Consider the following 18,350-nt stretch of genomic DNA (forward strand, 5'->3'; position numbering starts at 1 on the left):
GCCGTCCGTCAGTGACGCGGGGCGTTACGGGACCGCTGCACCCGGGAGGTGCGGCGGTCCCGCGCGTTCCAGCACGCCTTGTGCCAGTGCCTGCGGTCGTCGATGCCGCCGAACTCCGACCAGGCCACCAGATGCGGTACCCCGGACGGGATCTCCTGGTCACAGCCCGGGCAGCGGTAGCGTTTGCCGGCCGCGCTCGCACCGGCGACGTGGCGCACCGACCACTCCTCGCCTTGCCACGATTCGGTGCTCTGCAGCCCGAACCTGTCTCCCGCCATGCCGCTCTGGGGCTCGGTCGGGCTCTCGCCGCCCTTGGGGCGGTTACGACGCGGGGACACCTGGAACCTCACGGGTCGGACGAGACGGGATGGGACGGACCGGCCGGCCCGACTCACTTCCCGCACAAGCCTAGGGCCATTCGGCGGGGGTACGGGTACCGCATCGCCCGGGTCAGCGCCACCCTCCGGCACCGGCTTACCGGAAAATCGCAACAATTTCGCGAGTGCCCGTGCCTTTGGCACGTGTCAGACGTTGTTGCCAGTTAGAAGCTGTTGTCCAACTCCCGCTGGATCAGCTCGGGGCGTCTGGTGCGGTCGATCGCATGGCGCCGGAGTGTCCTCATAGCGGAGCTATTAGGACATTGCGGCAACGCTGCGAGCGGCCGCACCAGACGCCCCGAGCCCAGCGGGAGTTGGACAACAGCTTCTAAGGGGGATGCCGCGTCGGCCGCAAGGAGGCAATAGGCGATGCGAGTCGGAACGTTTGTACTGGCGGCCCAGTTCCCGGGCCAGGGCCAGGGGGAGGCACTGCACAGAGCGGTGCGTTCCGCCGAGGTCGCCGAGGAGTGCGGGCTGGACTCCGTCTGGCTGGCGGAGCACCACTTCGTGCCGTACGGCACGTGCCCGTCCGCGGTCACGCTGGCCGCGCTGCTGCTCGGCCGCACCCGGCGGATCCGGGTGGGGACGGCGGTCAGCGTCCTGCCGACCGCGCACCCGGTCGCGCTCGGCGAGCAGGCGGCGCTGCTGCACCTCACCTCGGGCGGGCGGTTCACGCTCGGGGTGGGACGGGGCGGGCCTTGGGTGGACCTGGAGGTCTTCGGACAGGGCCTGTCGGCGTACGAACAAGGGTTCCCCGAGTCCCTGGATCTGCTGCTGCGCTGGCTGCGCGAACCACGCGTCGAAGCGCGGGGCGAGCGGTTCAACTTCCGCGAAGTCGCCGTCGTACCACGGCCGGACGAGTGGGCGGCCGGCTGGGCGGACGACCGGGCGGGCAAGACGCGCGGAGGAAGCGACGGGCCCGAGGTCGTGGTCGCCTGCACCTCACCCAAGAGCGTGCGGCTGGCCGCCGAGCGCGGGCTGCCGATGCTGCTCGGCATGCACTGCGGCGACGAGGACAAGGCGGAGATGGTGTCCCTGTGGCGAACGCACGCGCGCGCGGCGGGACACGACCCGCACACCATCGCGCGGGCCGGCCATGTCTCGGCCGGAGTGGCGCAGATCGCGGACACGACGGCCGAAGCGACGGAGACGCTGACGAAGGCGATGCCCGGCTGGCTGAAGCAGGGGCTCGACGCCCATGTGACGGTCGACGGCAGGCAGCGCGCGATGCGGGACCCGGTGGCGTACACGGAGATACTGAGCGAGCTGCACCCGGTCGGACCGCCGCGGCTGGCCGCCGACCGACTGGCAGCCACGGCGGAACGGACCGGCATCACGCGCTTCGCGCTGCTCGTCGAAGGATCAGGTGACCTCGCGGCCACCGAGGAGAACGTACGGCGGCTGGGGGGCGAAGTGCTGCCCCTGCTGTCCTGACTGCTGCTGAGCTGCTGCCGCCCGACACCAGTTGCGGCTTCGCGGTGCGGAGCGGCAGCACGACGTCAGCAGTCCCGCAGTACCGGCGACTGGTTGAGCAACTGGCCCCTGATCGAGGTGAAGCGGTCGTGCCGCTCGTCCGAGGAGGAGTCCAGCGGGAACACCGCTACGCGGTGACAGTTCTGGAATGCAAGACGTACGCCGAAGTGCCGCTGCAGCGCACCGCGAATCGCGTCACTCGCGAGTGCTCGCAGCAGCTGACCACGTGCCTGCTCGTCCGGCGGCGGCGTCTGGTTGTCGGCGAACTCGCCACCGTCGACCTTCAGCTGGGCCACCAAAGAGCTGATCATCCCCCATGCATAGGGCAGGGAGGTCCGGACGCAGTCGACGAAAGCCGCTTCGTCGACATCGCCTCGCTCGGCCTGTTCCAACAGTGCCGGTGAGACGTCGAGCGACATGGGTTCTCCTCTCGCGACCCCGGAAACGGGGCCTTACGGGCAGGGAAGGCGGACGACGACGCAGAGTGCACGCACGACGACCTCCTGCATCCACGGTAAGCGCGCGGCTGGGCCCACACCAGGAGAATGCGCACACAACCAGCCAACAACGAACGGGGTGTTAATGGGCGAATCGCGTAGACCACGCTCGTCGAGTAGCGTTGCGCCCCATGCGTCTCGTCATTGCCCGCTGCTCCGTCGACTACGCGGGCCGGCTCACCGCCCACTTGCCCTCCGCTCCCCGTCTGATCCTGGTGAAGGCGGACGGCAGCGTCTCGATCCACGCGGACGACAGGGCGTACAAACCGCTCAATTGGATGTCGCCGCCGTGCTCCCTCAAGGAGGGCTCCGGCGACGAGGCCGACGTCTGGACGGTCATCAACAAGGCGGGCGAGAAACTGATCATCACCATGGAGGAAGTCCTCCATGACTCGTCGCACGAACTGGGCGTGGACCCCGGGCTCATCAAGGACGGCGTGGAAGCGCACCTGCAGGAGCTGCTGGCCGACCGCATCGACATCCTCGGCGAGGGCTACTCACTGATTCGCCGCGAGTACCCGACCGCCATCGGGCCGGTGGACATCCTGTGCCGGGACGCTGACGGTGCGACGGTGGCGGTCGAACTGAAGCGGCGCGGCGACATCGACGGCGTAGAGCAGCTGACGCGCTACCTCGAACTCCTCAACCGGGATCCGCACCTGGCGCCGGTCAAGGGCGTTTTCGCGGCGCAGGAGATCAAGCCGCAGGCGCGGGTGCTGGCGACCGACCGGGGGATCGGGTGCGTCGTCCTCGACTACAACGCGATGCGCGGCATCGAGGACGACAAACTCCGCCTCTTCTGACCCCCGAAGCTCCGCCCTCGGTCGTCAATCGCCGGACGGGCTGACAATGGCAGCCCGTCCGGCGATTGAGGACGCCCGAAGGGCGTCCGGGGTCTGGGGCGGAGCCCCAGAGCGGGAAGGGGCGGGGTGGGGAAAGAGAGGCCGTTCCACCGCCCCCGCGCTACATGACCGCGCTCGACGGCGACGCAGCGCCCTCCCCCGACGGCCCGGGCGCACTCGACGTGACCGTCGCGTCCTCCGACTCGGCCTTGTCCCGCAGCTCCGGGTCCGGGTCCGGGTCCGGGTCCGGGTCCGGGGAAGTCGTCGTCGGGGAAGGCGAAGCCGGAACACTCGGCGTCGGAGACGACGGAGACGGCGGCGGCGAAGTCGTTTTCGAAGGCGACGGCGGCTTCGGGCTCGACGGGGGCGTCGACCCGCCCGGCGGCGACGGCTCGTCCGGGCTCGGCGGCGGCTTGCTGCCCGGCGTCGACGGGGAGCTGTCGTCCTCCGACGGCTTCGCGCTCGTCGACGGATCGGCCGGCGCCGCGCCGCCACCGTTGCGCCCCGGCTGGGGGCGGGCCGACGTGCCGGGCGGAGGCACATCCGGGTCGCCGGGGGGTTCGGCGGAGCCCCGGGTCGGCTCGTCGTCGGGCAAGCCGCCCTGCTTGTCGTCCTCGTTGGCGGACTGCTCCGGCCGGACCTTGTTCGGCGTCTGTTCGCCGTCCGAGGCCGCCCCGAGCGTCACCACGGTGCCGAGCACGGCGACCAGCAGCGCCCCCGCACCCGCCGCCAGCACATTGCGCCGCGCACCACGAAGCACGGCCGGGCGGCCTCCCGCACCGCCCCCGGCACCCCCACCGGGGCGGGCCCCCGCCGAGCGGTGCGCGTCCAACCCGCCGTCCTCGAAGGCCGGTTCACCCCGCGGCGGCAGCCCCAGCGGAACGGCCCCCGCGGCTACACCCCCCGGCCGCGACGCCGACTCCTCGTAGCGAGCCGCGGGTATCTCCTCACCGGACGGCGTACGTCCGCCAAGGACGAGCCCGCCCGCGAGCCCCGCCCCGACGGCGCCGGACCGGTCCTCGACCAGCGCCAGCGCCCTGCGTCCCGCCACCGTGCCGCTCTTGTCGGCCACCGCGCCGCGCATCGCGACCGATGCCTCCAGCTCGGCGCGGGCGCGGTCCAGATTGCCGGTGCAGAGCGCGAGTACGCCCAACTCGTGGTGGAAGTAGGCCTCCTCGGCGACCTCGCCCGCGCTGCGCGCCGCTTCGAGCCCGGCGCGCAGCATCCGCTCCCACGCCCCCCAGCACATCGCGGCCGCGAAGGCGGGCGCGGCCGTACGGGCCAGCAGCACCGCGGCGCTCGGATGTCCCGCCTCCGTCCCCCGCACCAGCGCCCCCAGCGCGGCGAGCATCGCCTCGGCCTCCGCGGCGACCCGCTCCGGCGCTACGGACGGGTGCCCGGCCCACCAGGCGTAGTGCTGCGCGGCGGTGTGCGCCCGCTCGGTCACGTCGTCGGCGAACCCCGCGCCCCCCAGCTGGGCGGCCACACCCGCCGCCAGCCGGTAGTGCGACCCGACCGGCGAGAGCAGACCACAGCTCATGAGCTCGCCGAGCGCCGCGTCCGCGTGCGTGTCCCCAGCAAGCGCCGGCAGGTGCGCCTGGTGCGGCACCTCGCCGTCGAGCGCGATGGCGAACTGCAGGGTGGCCCGGGCGGACTCGCTCAGCCGGGAGGCGAGCAGCGCCGCGGGCGCCGCGCCCTCACCGAGCGACGGCAGCGGTACGTCGTGACCGTCGTGCCCGTCGTCCGCTGCGAAGGGCACGTCGACGGGCGCGTCGAAGGACTGCTCAATGGAGTTCTCGTACTCGTCGAAGGCCTTGGGGTCGGCCCGCAGCCGGTCGCGCTGGCGCAGCAGCGCCCCTGCCTGGACGAAGCGCAGCGGCAGGCCCTCGGACTCGAACCACAGGTCGCCCGCCCAGTTCGCCTCGTCCTCGGTGAGCGGCCGGTCCACCATCTGCTCCAGCAGCTCCAGGCTGGTGCTGCGGCCCAGGCCACCGAGGACGGCCTCCTCGACGTGAGACTCGGGCGAGGGCGCGGCGACGCCGGGAGTCGCGGCGAACAGGAACGCGCACTCGGGGGTGGCTTCGAGCAGCTCGTCCAGCGAGGCGCCGCCGAACTCCAGGTCGTCGAGGACGACGACAGCGCCGATGCCGCGGACCTTCTCCAGCAGTCCCGCCCGGTCGGGGCGGCGCAGCGGGGAGCTGTAGACGGCGGCGAAGAGGTCGTGGAGCAGTTCGTCGGACGTACGGTGACTTCCGCTGAGCCGTACGACTCCGTCCGGGGCAAGCCCGGCGCAGTCGCGGGCGACGGCATCCAGCACGGCCGTACGACCGGACCCGGACGGTCCGCTCAGGCGCACCGAGCGCCCGCGCGCGAGCAGTCGCACCAGGCGCTCGCGCATCTCCTGGCGTTCGAGCAGGGGACGCTCGGGCAGGGCGGGGCCGGGCGGTATGGGCGGCCTGGTGTCGCGCAGCAGGTCCGCTCGGTCCTCGGCGCTGTGCTTGACGGGCTGTTCGGGCCGCTCGCCGGGCGGGCAGGCTTCGATCTCGCTCCCGTCGACGGGGTTGACGGTGAGCAGGAAGTCGCCCGTGACGACCTGCACCGTGCGGGCGATGGCCGGTGCGGACGATGCACCGCCGCTCCCGCCACTGCCCTGGCCGAGGGCGGCCGGCGTCAGGGCGTCGCGGGGCGGGCGGGGCGGGCGGCCCGCTGCGTCGGCGGCGGTCGTGGCGTCGGCGGCCCTGGCGTCCGGGGTGTCGCGGGTGGCGCTCTCGCCGTACGGGTCGGTGTCGTGGCCGTAGTCTTCCGGTCCCCGGTTCATCGGGTCCATGGTCCAAGCCCCTCAGATGCGTTGCGTGCGGATGCCCCTCCCGGCCTTTCACACGCTCGCTGTCGCTTCTGGTCCGGTGCCCGCCGTACTCGGGTTACTCAATCGGTGGGCGAGCCGAACCCTAGACCTTCGCACCGTAGCGGGGAACATGCGGGGTGCCGCCCGCCCGGGACGTCACGGTCGGGTGAGGATTGTGCGTCGTCGTACGCCCTGCGCCACTTCGCCCCACGCGTCCCGCCGGCTCGGCCGCCCGGTCGTGCTCCGGGCGGCCGGCCGGTCAGACGCGGGGCAGCGACTCGGCCGCGATCCCGCCCTCGATCGCGAGGATGCGGTGCAGCCGGGTCGCCACCAGCAGGCGCTGCATCTGGGGCGGCACCCCGCGCAGCACGAGTCTGCGTCCGGCGCGCCCGGCCCGCCGGTGGGCGCCCATGATCACGCCCAGGCCGGTGGCGTCCCAGGAATCCAGCTCGGTCAGGTCCAGCACTAGATCGCCGACTCCGTCGTCGACGGCCGCGTGCAGGACCGTGCGGGCGTCCGCCGCGCTGCAGACGTCGAGGCGGCCCCCGACGACCAGCTCGACGTGGTCGCCCCTGATGTACATATGCGCTCCCCGAGAGTGCGTCAGTTCTTCTCCGTGGCCAACTGTCCTGCTTCCTTGCACCAACTGACTGCCGCACGGGCAAGGAAGTTGCCGTCTGTAAGCGAACCGATACCGAATTCACCCCTGAGGGTGAAGACAAGCTGACACAGCATCAGTGCTTGTAGAACCCTTGCCCGCTCTTGCGGCCGATGTCACCCGCGTCAACCATCCGGCGCATCAGCTCCGGCGGCGCGAACTTCTCGTCCTGCGACTCCGTGTAGATGTTGCTCGTCGCGTGCAGCAGGATGTCGACGCCGGTCAGGTCGGCGGTGGCGAGCGGGCCCATCGCGTGACCGAAGCCCAGCTTGCAGGCGATGTCGATGTCCTCGGCGGACGCGACGCCCGACTCGTAGAGCTTCGCGGCCTCGACGACGAGCGCCGAGATCAGGCGGGTGGTGACGAAGCCCGCCACGTCCCGGTTGACGACGATGCAGGTCTTGCCGACGGACTCGGCGAACCGGCGGGTGACGGCGAGGGTTTCGTCGCTGGTCTTGTAGCCGCGTACGAGCTCGCAGAGCTGCATCATCGGTACGGGCGAGAAGAAGTGCGCGCCGACGACCCGCTCCGGACGCTCCGTCACCGCGGCGATCTTGGTGATCGGGATGGCGGAGGTGTTGGAGGCGAGGACCGCGTCGTCCCGGACGAGCTTGTCGAGCGTACGGAAGATCTCGTGCTTGATCTCCAGCTTCTCGAAGACCGCTTCGACAACGATATCGGCGTCGGCCACCGCGTCGAGGTCCGTCGTCGTGGTGATCCGGCCGAGCGCGGCCTCCGCGTCCGCGGCGTCGAGCTTCCCCTTGGCCACGAACCTGTCGTACGAGGTCTTGATGCCGTCGCGGCCACGGGTGAGCGCGGCGTCGGTGACATCGCGCAGCACGACGTCCCAGCCCGCCTGCGCCGAGACCTGCGCGATTCCGGACCCCATGAGTCCGGCCCCGATGACGGCGAGCTTCCCTGCCACTGCGACACCCCTTGAATTCTTGGCCTCAACGCCTGTTCGCCACAGGCTCTCCGGCGGAGATTAGCGTCCGTGAGGGGCCGGGGGACGGGGAAGAGATACGCGTCACGTCTCGGATGACGGACATCACACTGTCACGTGCCCGCTGCTGCTGCGGGCCGGGTCGTCGCTAGGCTCGGGGCCATGGTCAATCTGACGCGCATCTACACCCGTACCGGCGACCAGGGCACCACCGCCCTGGGGGACATGAGCCGCACCGCCAAGACCGATCTGCGGATCTCGGCGTACGCCGACGCCAATGAGGCGAACGCCGTCATCGGGACGGCGGTCGCGCTCGGGCAGCTCGACGAGGAGGTCGTGAAGGTACTCGTCCGGGTCCAGAACGACCTGTTCGACGTGGGCGCGGATCTGTCGACGCCGGTGGTCGTGGACGCCGCGCTGCTAGAAAAAATGGCCCCGCCGCTGCGCGTCGAGCAGTCGTACATCGACAAGCTGGAGGCGGACTGCGACCGCTTCCTTGAGCAGTTGGACAAGCTGCGCAGCTTCATCCTGCCGGGCGGTACACCGGGGGCGGCGCTGCTGCACCAGGCGTGCACGGTCGTACGGCGCGCGGAGCGGTCGACGTGGTCGGCGTTCGAGGTGCACGGGGAGGTCATGAACCCGCTGACGGCGACGTATCTGAACCGGCTGTCCGACCTGCTGTTCATCCTGGCCCGGATGGCCAACAAGGATGTCGGCGACGTCCTGTGGGTGCCGGGCGGCGACCGCTGAGGAGCGTCATGTCGGGGCGGGGCGGGTGGGGGAACAGCCCCGGTCGGCGGCACCCGCACCCGCCCCCGCCCGCGCGTCAGCGCTCCACCCGCGTCGGCTCCGCCGCCACCGGCTCACGCTTCGGGAAGACCGTGTACGCACCGGCGATGGCCAGGTTGATGCCGATCACGATGAGCATCTTCGCCTGCCAGTCCCGCAGCGACCCCACGTCCCCCTCGCCCCCGACGTACCAGACCGCCGCCTGGAGCAACCCCGCCGCGACCGCCGCGGCGAGGATCCACCGCCCCGCGGTCTTCCACTCGTGCACCGCCCGCGCCGCCCCGTACTTCGGCGGCCGCACCGGCGCAGGACCGCCCGCGTAACGGTGTGCGACCCGGGCATCCACCCACTTGATGGTGCGGTGCCCCAGCGCCACCGTGAAGCCGATGCAGACCGCCGCCAGGCCGTGCTTCCAGTCCGGCTCGGCGCCGTTCTTCAGGTCGACCGCCGTGACGACCAGCAGCAGCACCTCCAGCAGCGGCTCCATCAGCAGTACCGCCGCTCCGGCGCGCGGCATCTTCGCCAGGTAACGCAGGGCCAGTCCCCCGGCCAGCAGCACCCAGAAGCCGATTTCGCAGACGACGATCAACGCGACGATCACGGCGCGCTCCTCCCGTTCCGCCGGACGTTCAGCCAGACGCTCCCAGCCTCCCGCGCCGCGCACCGGCAGGCGTCGTCACCAGTGACGAACCCGCGCTGCATCCTTCGATGTATCCCCGGCTCACCCCGCACGGGGAGGACGAGGCGATCCGCAGCGTGTTGGATGGGCCGAGTGACCAGGTCCCTCCGGCCCCACCGCGACGACGTCCTCATCGCGGTGAGCGGCCTGCTCGGCGGCGCACTGATGTGGGGCCTCGGGCTGCACACCACCGCCCTGCGCGATCTGCTGCCCTCGTGGACGACGCTCGTGCCGCTGACCGTGATGGCGTCCCTCGAACTGCTGCGCCGCAGTCACCCGCGCACCGGGGCGCTCGCCGGCACGGCCGCCGTGATCGCGGACCAGTTCACCTGGGGCAACGTGGCCACCGTCATCATGTACACGGATCTGATGTACGCCGCCGTCGTGTACGGAACACCCGCTTCCGCCCGCCGGATCCCGGTCGCCACCGGCCTGCTCACCGTCGCCGTGACGATCGCCTCGCTGGCCTGGCTCCGGGAGCCCGAGGCGCTGCTCATCGGCGTCGTCACCGGCTTGGTGACGTTCTTCCCCGCCATCACCGGCGCCACCCTGCGCAACCACCGCGAGGCCGCCGTGGCGGCCAGGCTGCGCGCCGAGCAGACCGCGCTGCTCGCCGAGATCGACCGGGGTCAGGCGGTCATGGCCGAGCGGGCCCGGATGGCGCGCGAACTGCACGACATGGTCGCGAACCACCTCTCCGCCATCGCCATCCACTCCACGGCCGCGCTGTCCATCAACAAGCCGCAGGCCTCGGCCGACGCCCTCGCCGTCATCCGCGAGAACAGCGTCCAGGGCCTCGCCGAGATGCGCCGGCTGATCGGCCTGCTCCGTGACACCGGCGGCGACCAGCTACCGGCCGTCGCCCCGCAACTCAACGGGGTCGACGCCCTCCTCGGGCAGGTCAGGACCGTCGGCGCCGACAGCGGGCTGACCTGCGTGCTCGACGACCGGCGCGAGCCCGGCCGGCGGCTGCCGGCGCCGGTGGAGATGGCGGCGTACCGGATCGTGCAGGAGTCCCTCACCAACGCCCTCAAGCACGCCTCCCCCGGCGCGGTCACCGTCACGCTCACGCACCAGGACCAAACCCTGACCGTCCTGGTGACCAGCCCGTACGGCGAGCGCCCCGGCCCGCGCGCCCCCGGCTCGGGGGCCGGTCTGGTCGGGATGCGGGAGCGCGTGACGCTGCTGGAGGGGGCGCTGGAAGCGGGCCCTGTCACCGCGGCGAACGGCACGAAGATCTGGCAGGTGCGGGCCCAACTGCCCGCGGAGAACGACGATACGGAGCTGTCCGCATGACGATTCGGGTGCTGGTCGCCGAAGACCAGTCCGCCGTACGGGCCGGACTGGTGCTGATCCTGGGCAGCGCCGAGGACATCGAGGTGGTGGGCGAGGCCGGGGACGGCGAGGCCGCCGTCCGCCTCGCCCGCGCACTGCGCCCGGACCTGGTGCTGATGGACGTGCAGATGCCGCGCCTGGACGGGGTGTCGGCGACCCGGCAGGTGGTGGCCGAGCAGCTCGCCGATGTGCTGGTGCTGACCACGTTCGACCTCGACGAGTACGTCTTCGGGGCCTTGCGGGCGGGCGCGGCGGGATTCCTGCTGAAGAACACCGACGCGCAGGACCTGCTCGCGGCGGTACGTACCGTGGCGCGCGGCGAGGGCCTGATCGCGCCCGCCGTCACCCGCCGGCTGATCGCGGAGTTCGCGGCGCCCGCGCCCGTCCGATCACCGGACGCTCCCGATCCCGCGGTGCTCGACGCGCTGACCCGGCGCGAGCGGGAAGTTCTGTCGTGCCTGGGCGAGGGGCTGTCGAACGCGGAGATCGCGCTGCGCCTGAGCATGGCGGAGGCCACGGTGAAAACGCACGTGAGCCGCCTGCTGGGCAAGCTGGAGCTGCGCAGTCGCGTACAAGCAGCGGTGCTCGCACAGGAGTTGGGTGTCTGACCAACCGGCGGCCATCACGAAAACTCCTCTGGTCCAGACCTCTTGACGGTTGGTCCAGACCTTTCTACGCTCACCGCACCGCAGTGGTGAGCGTGGCATGGCGAAGCACGCTCACCACTGAGGCGCAGGTCCTATCCCCGTTCACCGCCGGACCTCTTCTCTCGGGAGCACCCTTGAGTTCAACGACCCCCCTCCGTCAGCGCCTCAGAACCAGAGCGGCAGCCGGACTCACCGCGCTCGTCGTCCCCCTCGCCGCCATGGTCGGCCTGGCGTCCCCCGCGCAGGCCGCCGAGTCGGCGACCGCCTCGTACACCAAGGTCTCCGACTGGGGCACCGGCTTCGAGGGCAAGTGGACGGTGAAGAACACCGGCACCACCACCCTCAGCACCTGGACCGTGGAGTGGGACTTCCCGTCCGGTACGTCCGTCACCTCGGCCTGGGACGCGGACGTCACCAACTCCGCCAACCACTGGACCGCCAAGAACAAGAGCTGGGGCGGCAACCTCGCCCCGGGCGCCAGCGCCTCCTTCGGCTTCAACGGCGCCGGCCCCGGCTCCCCCAGCGGCTGCAAGCTCAACGGCGCTTCCTGCGACGGCGGTTCGGTACCCGGCGACACCCCGCCCAGCGCGCCCGGCACCCCGTCCGCGAGCAGCATCACCGACACCTCGGTGAAGCTGACCTGGGCGGCCGCGACCGACGACAAGGGCGTCAAGAACTACGACGTGCTGCGTGACGGCGCGAAGGTCGCGACGGTCACCACCCCGTCGTACACCGACAGCGGCCTGACCAAGGGCACCGACTACTCGTACACGGTCCAGGCCCGCGACACCGCCGACCAGAAGGGCCCGGTCAGCGGCGCCCGCGCGGTCAAGACCACTGGCGGCGGCACCGACCCGACGCCCAGTCCGGGCGACCAGGTCAAGCTGGGCTACTTCACGGAGTGGGGCGTCTACGGACGCAACTACCACGTGAAGAACCTGGACACCTCGGGCTCCGCCGGCAAGATCACGCACATCAACTACTCGTTCGGCAACGTCCAGGGTGGCAAGTGCACCATGGGCGACAGCTTCGCGGCGATCGACAAGGCGTACACCGCCGACCAGAGCGTCGACGGCAAGGCCGACACGTGGGACCAGCCGCTGCGCGGCAACTTCAACCAGCTGCGCAAGCTCAAGGCGAAGCACCCGAACATCAAGGTGCTGTGGTCGTTCGGCGGCTGGACCTGGTCCGGCGGTTTCGGTGACGCCGTCAAGGACCCGGCCGCGTTCGCCGACTCCTGCTACAAGCTGGTGGAGGACCCGCGCTGGGCCGACGTCTTCGACGGTATCGACCTGGACTGGGAGTACCCGAACGCCTGCGGTCTGTCCTGCGACACCAGCGGCCCGGCCGCCTTCAAGACCATGATGCAGGCGATGCGCGCCAAGTTCGGTACGAACAACCTCGTCACCGCCGCCATCACGGCGGACGGCTCGGCCGGCGGCAAGATCGACGCCACCGACTACGCCGGGGCGGCCGCGTACTCCGACTGGTACAACGTGATGACGTACGACTTCTTCGGCGCCTGGGCCAAGAACGGCCCGACGGCCCCGCACTCCCCGCTCACCTCGTACACCGGCATCCCGCAGGAGGGCTTCAACTCGGCCGCGGCCATCGCCAAGCTCAAGGCGAAGGGCGTGCCCGCCAAGAAGCTCCTGCTCGGCATCGGGTTCTACGGCCGCGGCTGGACGGGCGTGACGCAGAAGGAGCCGGGCGGCACGGCGACCGGCCCCGCCGCCGGTGCGTACGAGTCCGGCATCGAGGACTACAAGGTTCTCAAGGGCAAGTGCCCCGCCAACGGCACCGTCGCGGGCACGGCGTACGCCCACTGCGGCACCGACTGGTGGAGCTACGACACCCCGGCGACCATCGGCTCGAAGATGAGCTGGGCGAAGGGGCAGGGCCTGGGAGGCGCGTTCTTCTGGGAGTTCAGCGGTGACACCGCCAACGGCGAACTGGTGAGCGCGATCGACAGCGGTCTGAAGTAAAGAAGGCCGGAAACAGTCGGGGGGACGGGCCATCGCCCGTCCCCCCGACTGTTTCCGCGCCACTTTCACGCACTTCCACGCCAGCTTCTGTGCCGGCTTCTACGCCACGTTGACGCGCTGGCCCGGAGGCGCGGCCTCCAGCCAGGCCAGGAATCCGGTGAGAGCGTCCTCGCTCATCGCCAGCTCCAGTCGCGTCCCGCGGTGCACACAGCCGAGGATGCAGGCGTCGTCCAGCAGCGCCAGCTCCGCCTCGCCCTCGGGCATGCGGCGCGAAAGCACCTCGATGGCCGAGCGTTCCAGGACGCGGCGCGGGCGGGGGGCGTAGGAGAACACGCGGAACCAGTCGACGCGGTCGCCGCTGTAGCGGGCGACGCCGTACACCCAGCCCCTGCCCGAGTGGTCGGACTTCTCGGGGACGTCCCAGCGGACACAGCAGACGAAGGTTCCGCCGGAGCGCTGGATCAGCCGCCGGCGGAGCCAGAAGACGAAGAGTCCCACCAGTACCAGCGCGATTACCGAGCCGCTCACGAGCAGAGCGAGGAACATCTCCACCGACCTCCTCGCATCATCCGGTACCAGTGACAGAACAGAAGTTGCAGCTGTATCGCCTCAGCCGCGACCCGCCCTGGAGTATCCAGTACGGACCGCGGCTGAGGTCAAACTCGTGGTTGTGGGACTCAGTGTCCCGCAACCGCGCGCAGTCGGACGTCGGCACGGCGCTCGGCGGCGGCGTCGGTCTCCGCCTTCGCCCGCTCCAGCGCCCGCTCGGCACGGGCACGGTCGATCTCGTCGGCCAGCTCCGCGATCTCCGCGAGCAGAGAAAGCTTGTTGTCGGCGAACGAGATGAACCCGCCGTGGACCGCGGCGACGACGGTGCCGCCGTCGCTCGTACGGATCGTCACCGGGCCCGATTCCAGCACACCAAGGAGCGGCTGGTGACCGGGCATGACGCCGATGTCGCCGGACGTGGTGCGCGCGACGACCAGGGAGGCCTCGCCGGACCAGACGTTACGGTCCGCCGCGACCAGCTCGACGTGCAGCTCAGCAGCCAAGGTGGCTCCTCGGGTCACCACCCGGCGGTTGAGCCGGGTGTTGGGTCAATTCTAAGGGCGAGAGGAGAGGGGCGGGACGTACCCGCCCCTCTCCGACGAGTCAGGTGTGTCACGTGGGGCCACGTGGGGCCGCGTGACTCACGCGACTCACGTGATTCAGGAGACGCCGAGCTCCTTGGCGTTGGCCTTGAGGTCCTCAATGCCACCGCACATGAAGAACGCCTGCTCGGGGAAGTGGTCGTAGTCGCCGTCGCAGATCGCGTTGAACGCGGTGATCGACTCGTCGAGCGGTACGTCCGAACCGTCCACGCCGGTGAACTGCTTGGCGACGTGGGTGTTCTGCGACAGGAAGCGCTCGACGCGACGGGCGCGGTGGACAACGAGCTTGTCCTCTTCGCCCAGCTCGTCGATACCGAGGATCGCGATGATGTCCTGGAGGTCCTTGTACTTCTGGAGGATCCCCTTGACGCGCATCGCTGCCGCGTAGTGCTCCGCCGCGATGTAACGCGGGTCCAGGATGCGGGACGTCGAGTCCAGCGGGTCGACCGCCGGGTAGATGCCCTTCTCCGAGATCGGGCGCGACAGAACGGTCGTCGCGTCCAGGTGGGCGAAGGTGGTCGCCGGCGCCGGGTCGGTCAGGTCGTCCGCGGGGACGTAGATCGCCTGCATCGAGGTGATCGAGTGACCGCGGGTCGACGTGATGCGCTCCTGCAGGAGACCCATCTCGTCAGCCAGGTTCGGCTGGTATCCCACTGCGGACGGCATACGGCCGAGCAGCGTGGAGACCTCGGAGCCGGCCTGGGTGTAACGGAAGATGTTGTCGATGAAGAAGAGCACGTCCTGCTTCTGCACATCGCGGAAGTACTCCGCCATGGTCAGACCCGAGAGCGCGACGCGAAGACGCGTGCCCGGCGGCTCGTCCATCTGGCCGAAGACAAGCGCCGTCTTGTCGATGACGCCCGACTCGGCCATTTCCTCGATGAGGTCGTTGCCCTCGCGGGTACGCTCACCGACGCCCGCGAACACCGACACACCGTCGTGGTTGTTGGCGACGCGGTAGATCATTTCCTGGATCAGAACGGTCTTGCCGACACCGGCACCACCGAACAGACCGATCTTTCCACCCTTGACGTACGGGGTGAGAAGGTCGATGACCTTGACGCCGGTCTCGAACATCTCGGTCTTCGACTCGAGCTGGTCGAACGACGGGGCCTTGCGGTGGATGGGCCACCGCTCGGTCACCTCGGCGTTGGCCTCCGGCTTGTTCAGGATCTCGCCAAGGGTGTTGAACACCTTGCCCTTGGTGATCTCGCCGACCGGCACCGTGATGCCTTCGCCGGTGTTTGTCACCGGGGCCTGGCGGACCAGACCGTCGGTGGGCTGCATCGAGATCGCGCGGACCAGGCCGTCACCCAGGTGCAGGGCGACTTCAAGGGTCAGCTTCTTGATCTTGCCGTTCTCGGCCGGGTCTGCGACCTGGACGGTGAGGGCGTTGTAGATCTCCGGCATGGCGTCGACGGGGAACTCCACGTCGACGACCGGGCCGATGACCCGGGCGACGCGGCCCGTGGCAGCGGCCGTCTCAACAGTGGTCGTCATTACTTGTCACTCCCCGCGTTCGCGTCGGCGAGGGCACTGGAGCCACCGACGATCTCGCTGATTTCCTGGGTGATTTCGGCCTGGCGGGCCGCGTTGGCAAGCCGGGAGAGGCTCTTGATGAGATCCCCGGCGTTGTCGGTCGCCGACTTCATCGCGCGACGGCGGGCAGCGTGCTCGGAAGCGGCGGCCTGCAGCAGTGCGTTGTAGATACGGCTCTCGACGTAGCGCGGCAGCAGAGCGTCGAGGACGTCCTCCGCCGACGGCTCGAAGTCGAACAGCGGAAGGATTTCGCCCTTCGTCCCCGACTCCTCGGCAGCGTCCTCAAGGCTGAGCGGCAGCATCCGGTTCTCCACCGGGTTCTGCGTCATCATCGAGACGAACTCGGTGAAGATGATGTGGATCTCGTCCACACCACCCTCGGCCGTGTCCTTCTCGATGGCCTCGATCAGCGGCGCGGCGACGTACTTCGCGTCCGCGTACGTCGGGCTGTCGGTGAAGCCTGACCACGACTCCGCGACCTTGCGCTCGCGGAAGTTGTAGTAGGCGGCACCCTTACGGCCGACGATGTACGTGTCGACGTCCTTGCCCTCGGTGCGGAGCCGCTCCGTCAGCCGCTCCGCCGCCTTGATGGCGTTCGAGGAGTAGCCGCCGGCCAGACCGCGGTCGCTCGTGATGAGCAGAACAGCGGCCCGGGTCGGCGTCTCGACCTCGGTGGTCAGGGCGTGCTTGGTGGTGGAGCCGGTCGCCACCGCGGTCACCGCACGGGTGAGCTCGGTCGCGTACGGCGTCGATGCCGTCACCTGGCGCTGCGCCTTGACGATGCGCGAGGCGGCGATCATCTCCATCGCCTTGGTGATCTTCTTGGTCGCGGTGACGGATCGGATGCGACGCTTGTAGACCCGGAGCTGGGCTCCCATGAGTCAGGTCCCTTCCGTCGTCACTTGGAGACGCTGACGGCCGGCGCGTCCTCGCCCAGGAGCTTGCCGTCCGAGGTCTCGAACTGACGCTTGAAGCCGGCGATGGCGTCCCCGACCGACTGCAGCGTGTCGTCCGACATCTTGCCGCCCTCGGCGATGCTGGTCAGCAGCTCCTTGCGCTCACGGCGCAGGTGCTCCAGCAGCTCGCTCTCGAAGCGGCGGATGTCCTCGACCGGGACGTCGTCCATCTTGCCGGTGGTGCCGGCCCAGACGGAGACGACCTGCTCCTCGACGGGGTACGGGTTGTACTGCGGCTGCTTCAGCAGCTCGACCATGCGCTTGCCGCGCTCCAGCGACGCCTTGGAGGCCGCGTCCAGGTCGGAACCGAAGGCGGCGAACGCCTCCAGCTCGCGATACTGGGCGAGGTCCACGCGCAGTCGGCCGGAAACCTGCTTCATGGCCTTGTGCTGGGCGGAGCCACCGACACGCGAGACCGAGATACCGACGTTCAGCGCCGGGCGCTGGCCCGCGTTGAACAGGTCGGACTCCAGGAAGCACTGGCCGTCGGTGATGGAGATGACGTTGGTCGGGATGAAGGCCGACACGTCGTTCGCCTTGGTCTCGACGATCGGCAGACCGGTCATCGAACCGGCGCCCATGTCGTCGGAGAGCTTGGCGCAGCGCTCCAGCAGACGCGAGTGCAGGTAGAAGACGTCGCCCGGGTAGGCCTCGCGGCCCGGCGGACGGCGCAGCAGCAGCGACACGGCGCGGTAGGCGTCGGCCTGCTTCGACAGGTCGTCGAAGATGATCAGGACGTGCTTGCCGGCGTACATCCAGTGCTGGCCGATGGCCGAACCGGTGTACGGCGCCAGGTACTTGAAGCCGGCCGGGTCGGACGCCGGGGCGGCGACGATCGTCGTGTACTCGAGCGCGCCGGCGTCTTCCAGGGCGCCGCGAACGGACGCGATGGTCGACCCCTTCTGGCCGATGGCGACGTAGATGCAGCGCACCTGCTTGTTCACGTCGCCCGAGCGCCAGTTGTCGCGCTGGTTGATGATCGTGTCGACGGCCAGAGCGGTCTTGCCAGTCTGACGGTCACCAATGATCAGCTGACGCTGGCCACGGCCGATCGGCACCATCGCGTCGACGGCCTTGTAGCCGGTCTGCATCGGCTCGTGGACCGACTTGCGGACCATGACGCCGGGGGCCTGCAGCTCGAGGGCGCGGCGGCTGTCGGTCGCGATCTCGCCGAGACCGTCGATCGGGTTGCCGAGCGGGTCGACGACGCGGCCGAGGTAACCCTCGCCGACGCCGACGGAGAGCACCTCACCGGTGCGCTGCACCGGCTGGCCCTCCTCGATGCCGCTGAACTCGCCGAGGACGATCGCACCGATCTCCCGCTCCTCAAGGTTGAGGGCGAGGCCGAGGGTGCCGTCCTCGAACTTCAGCAGCTCGTTCGCCATGGCCGAGGGAAGACCCTCGACCTTCGCGATGCCGTCGCCGGCAACGCTTACCGTTCCGACCTCCTCGCGCGAGGCCGCGTCCGGCTGGTACGACTGGACAAAGTTCTCCAGCGCGTCCCGGATCTCCTCCGGCCGGATCGTGAGCTCCGCCATCTGGGTTCCCTGCTCTCCTTGTTGGGCCCGAAGTTCTTGGGGGTCTGGGGGCCGACCCCCAGGAATCTTCTGCATTCTCTGCACGGCCCAACCGGG

At 70.1% G+C, this 18,350-nt stretch carries 17 protein-coding genes; 6 read left to right on the forward strand and 11 right to left on the reverse strand.

Annotation, left to right across the window (positions count from 1 at the left end):
* Positions 1-8 precede the first annotated feature (8 nt).
* Positions 9-338: an Rv1322 family protein gene (locus ACU6WZ_RS07290; RefSeq protein WP_447033910.1), complete on the reverse strand. Its 330-nt coding sequence runs from the start codon at positions 336-338 to the stop codon at positions 9-11.
* Between the two features lie 408 nt (positions 339-746).
* Here ACU6WZ_RS07290 and ACU6WZ_RS07295 point away from each other — a divergent pair, with 408 nt between their 5' ends.
* Complete coding sequence (locus tag ACU6WZ_RS07295) at positions 747-1,811, forward strand: LLM class flavin-dependent oxidoreductase (RefSeq protein WP_447032297.1); 1,065 nt, start codon at positions 747-749, stop codon at positions 1,809-1,811.
* 65 nt (positions 1,812-1,876) lie between these two features.
* Here ACU6WZ_RS07295 and ACU6WZ_RS07300 read toward each other — a convergent pair whose 3' ends face one another.
* The gene (locus ACU6WZ_RS07300) at positions 1,877-2,269 is read right to left on the reverse strand and encodes an SCO5389 family protein (RefSeq protein ID WP_447032298.1); all 393 of its coding nucleotides are present in this window, start codon (positions 2,267-2,269) and stop codon (positions 1,877-1,879) included.
* A 209-nt stretch (positions 2,270-2,478) separates the two neighbouring features.
* On the opposite strand from ACU6WZ_RS07300, the gene nucS reads away from it, so the two are divergent.
* Positions 2,479-3,150 (forward strand): endonuclease NucS, encoded by a 672-nt coding sequence (gene nucS / locus ACU6WZ_RS07305; protein WP_447032299.1) that lies wholly within the window; start codon positions 2,479-2,481, stop codon positions 3,148-3,150.
* Positions 3,151-3,310: 160 nt separating this feature from the next.
* Here the strand turns inward: nucS and ACU6WZ_RS07310 are convergent, their stop codons facing one another.
* The 3 genes from ACU6WZ_RS07310 to ACU6WZ_RS07320 form a co-directional block, all read right to left on the reverse strand.
* The gene (locus tag ACU6WZ_RS07310; RefSeq protein ID WP_447032300.1) at positions 3,311-6,016 is read right to left on the reverse strand and encodes a P-loop NTPase family protein; all 2,706 of its coding nucleotides are present in this window, start codon (positions 6,014-6,016) and stop codon (positions 3,311-3,313) included.
* Between the two features lie 277 nt (positions 6,017-6,293).
* Positions 6,294-6,617 (reverse strand): STAS domain-containing protein, encoded by a 324-nt coding sequence (locus ACU6WZ_RS07315; RefSeq protein ID WP_447032301.1) that lies wholly within the window; start codon positions 6,615-6,617, stop codon positions 6,294-6,296.
* Positions 6,618-6,768: 151 nt separating this feature from the next.
* The gene (locus tag ACU6WZ_RS07320; protein WP_447032302.1) at positions 6,769-7,617 is read right to left on the reverse strand and encodes a 3-hydroxyacyl-CoA dehydrogenase family protein; all 849 of its coding nucleotides are present in this window, start codon (positions 7,615-7,617) and stop codon (positions 6,769-6,771) included.
* Positions 7,618-7,797: 180 nt separating this feature from the next.
* Between ACU6WZ_RS07320 and ACU6WZ_RS07325 the strand changes: the two genes are divergently transcribed.
* Entirely contained in the window at positions 7,798-8,385 is a 588-nt protein-coding gene (locus ACU6WZ_RS07325; RefSeq protein ID WP_447032303.1) for a cob(I)yrinic acid a,c-diamide adenosyltransferase, read from the forward strand.
* A gap of 76 nt (positions 8,386-8,461) precedes the next feature.
* On the opposite strand, the gene ACU6WZ_RS07330 is transcribed toward ACU6WZ_RS07325, so the two are convergent.
* Positions 8,462-9,025 carry a hypothetical protein gene (locus ACU6WZ_RS07330; protein WP_447032304.1) on the reverse strand — a complete coding sequence of 188 codons (564 nt, stop codon included), beginning with the start codon at positions 9,023-9,025 and terminating at the stop codon, positions 8,462-8,464.
* Between the two features lie 171 nt (positions 9,026-9,196).
* On the opposite strand from ACU6WZ_RS07330, the gene ACU6WZ_RS07335 reads away from it, so the two are divergent.
* From ACU6WZ_RS07335 to ACU6WZ_RS07345, 3 genes are all read left to right on the forward strand, one after another.
* Positions 9,197-10,399 (forward strand): sensor histidine kinase, encoded by a 1,203-nt coding sequence (locus tag ACU6WZ_RS07335; protein WP_447032305.1) that lies wholly within the window; start codon positions 9,197-9,199, stop codon positions 10,397-10,399.
* Positions 10,396-11,046 carry a response regulator gene (locus ACU6WZ_RS07340; RefSeq protein ID WP_447032306.1) on the forward strand — a complete coding sequence of 217 codons (651 nt, stop codon included), beginning with the start codon at positions 10,396-10,398 and terminating at the stop codon, positions 11,044-11,046. Before ACU6WZ_RS07335 ends, ACU6WZ_RS07340 begins: the two co-directional genes overlap by 4 nt.
* 173 nt (positions 11,047-11,219) lie before the next feature.
* Positions 11,220-13,070 carry a glycosyl hydrolase family 18 protein gene (locus ACU6WZ_RS07345; protein WP_447032307.1) on the forward strand — a complete coding sequence of 617 codons (1,851 nt, stop codon included), beginning with the start codon at positions 11,220-11,222 and terminating at the stop codon, positions 13,068-13,070.
* A gap of 99 nt (positions 13,071-13,169) precedes the next feature.
* On the opposite strand, the gene ACU6WZ_RS07350 is transcribed toward ACU6WZ_RS07345, so the two are convergent.
* The 5 genes from ACU6WZ_RS07350 to atpA all read right to left on the reverse strand — a co-directional run bounded on the left by ACU6WZ_RS07350 (position 13,170) and on the right by atpA (position 18,254).
* Positions 13,170-13,616 (reverse strand): DUF2550 domain-containing protein, encoded by a 447-nt coding sequence (locus ACU6WZ_RS07350; protein WP_447032308.1) that lies wholly within the window; start codon positions 13,614-13,616, stop codon positions 13,170-13,172.
* 131 nt (positions 13,617-13,747) lie between these two features.
* Positions 13,748-14,122, reverse strand: coding sequence for a F0F1 ATP synthase subunit epsilon (locus ACU6WZ_RS07355; protein ID WP_447032309.1), 375 nt, complete (start codon positions 14,120-14,122; stop codon positions 13,748-13,750).
* A gap of 156 nt (positions 14,123-14,278) precedes the next feature.
* Positions 14,279-15,721 carry a F0F1 ATP synthase subunit beta gene (gene atpD, locus ACU6WZ_RS07360; RefSeq protein ID WP_447032310.1) on the reverse strand — a complete coding sequence of 481 codons (1,443 nt, stop codon included), beginning with the start codon at positions 15,719-15,721 and terminating at the stop codon, positions 14,279-14,281.
* Positions 15,721-16,638: a F0F1 ATP synthase subunit gamma gene (locus ACU6WZ_RS07365; RefSeq protein WP_447032311.1), complete on the reverse strand. Its 918-nt coding sequence runs from the start codon at positions 16,636-16,638 to the stop codon at positions 15,721-15,723. Before ACU6WZ_RS07365 ends, atpD begins: the two co-directional genes overlap by 1 nt.
* A 20-nt stretch (positions 16,639-16,658) precedes the next feature.
* Positions 16,659-18,254, reverse strand: coding sequence for a F0F1 ATP synthase subunit alpha (atpA, locus tag ACU6WZ_RS07370; protein WP_447032312.1), 1,596 nt, complete (start codon positions 18,252-18,254; stop codon positions 16,659-16,661).
* Between the last annotated feature and the right edge of the window lie 96 nt (positions 18,255-18,350).

Source organism: Streptomyces hypolithicus (assembly GCF_052934925.1).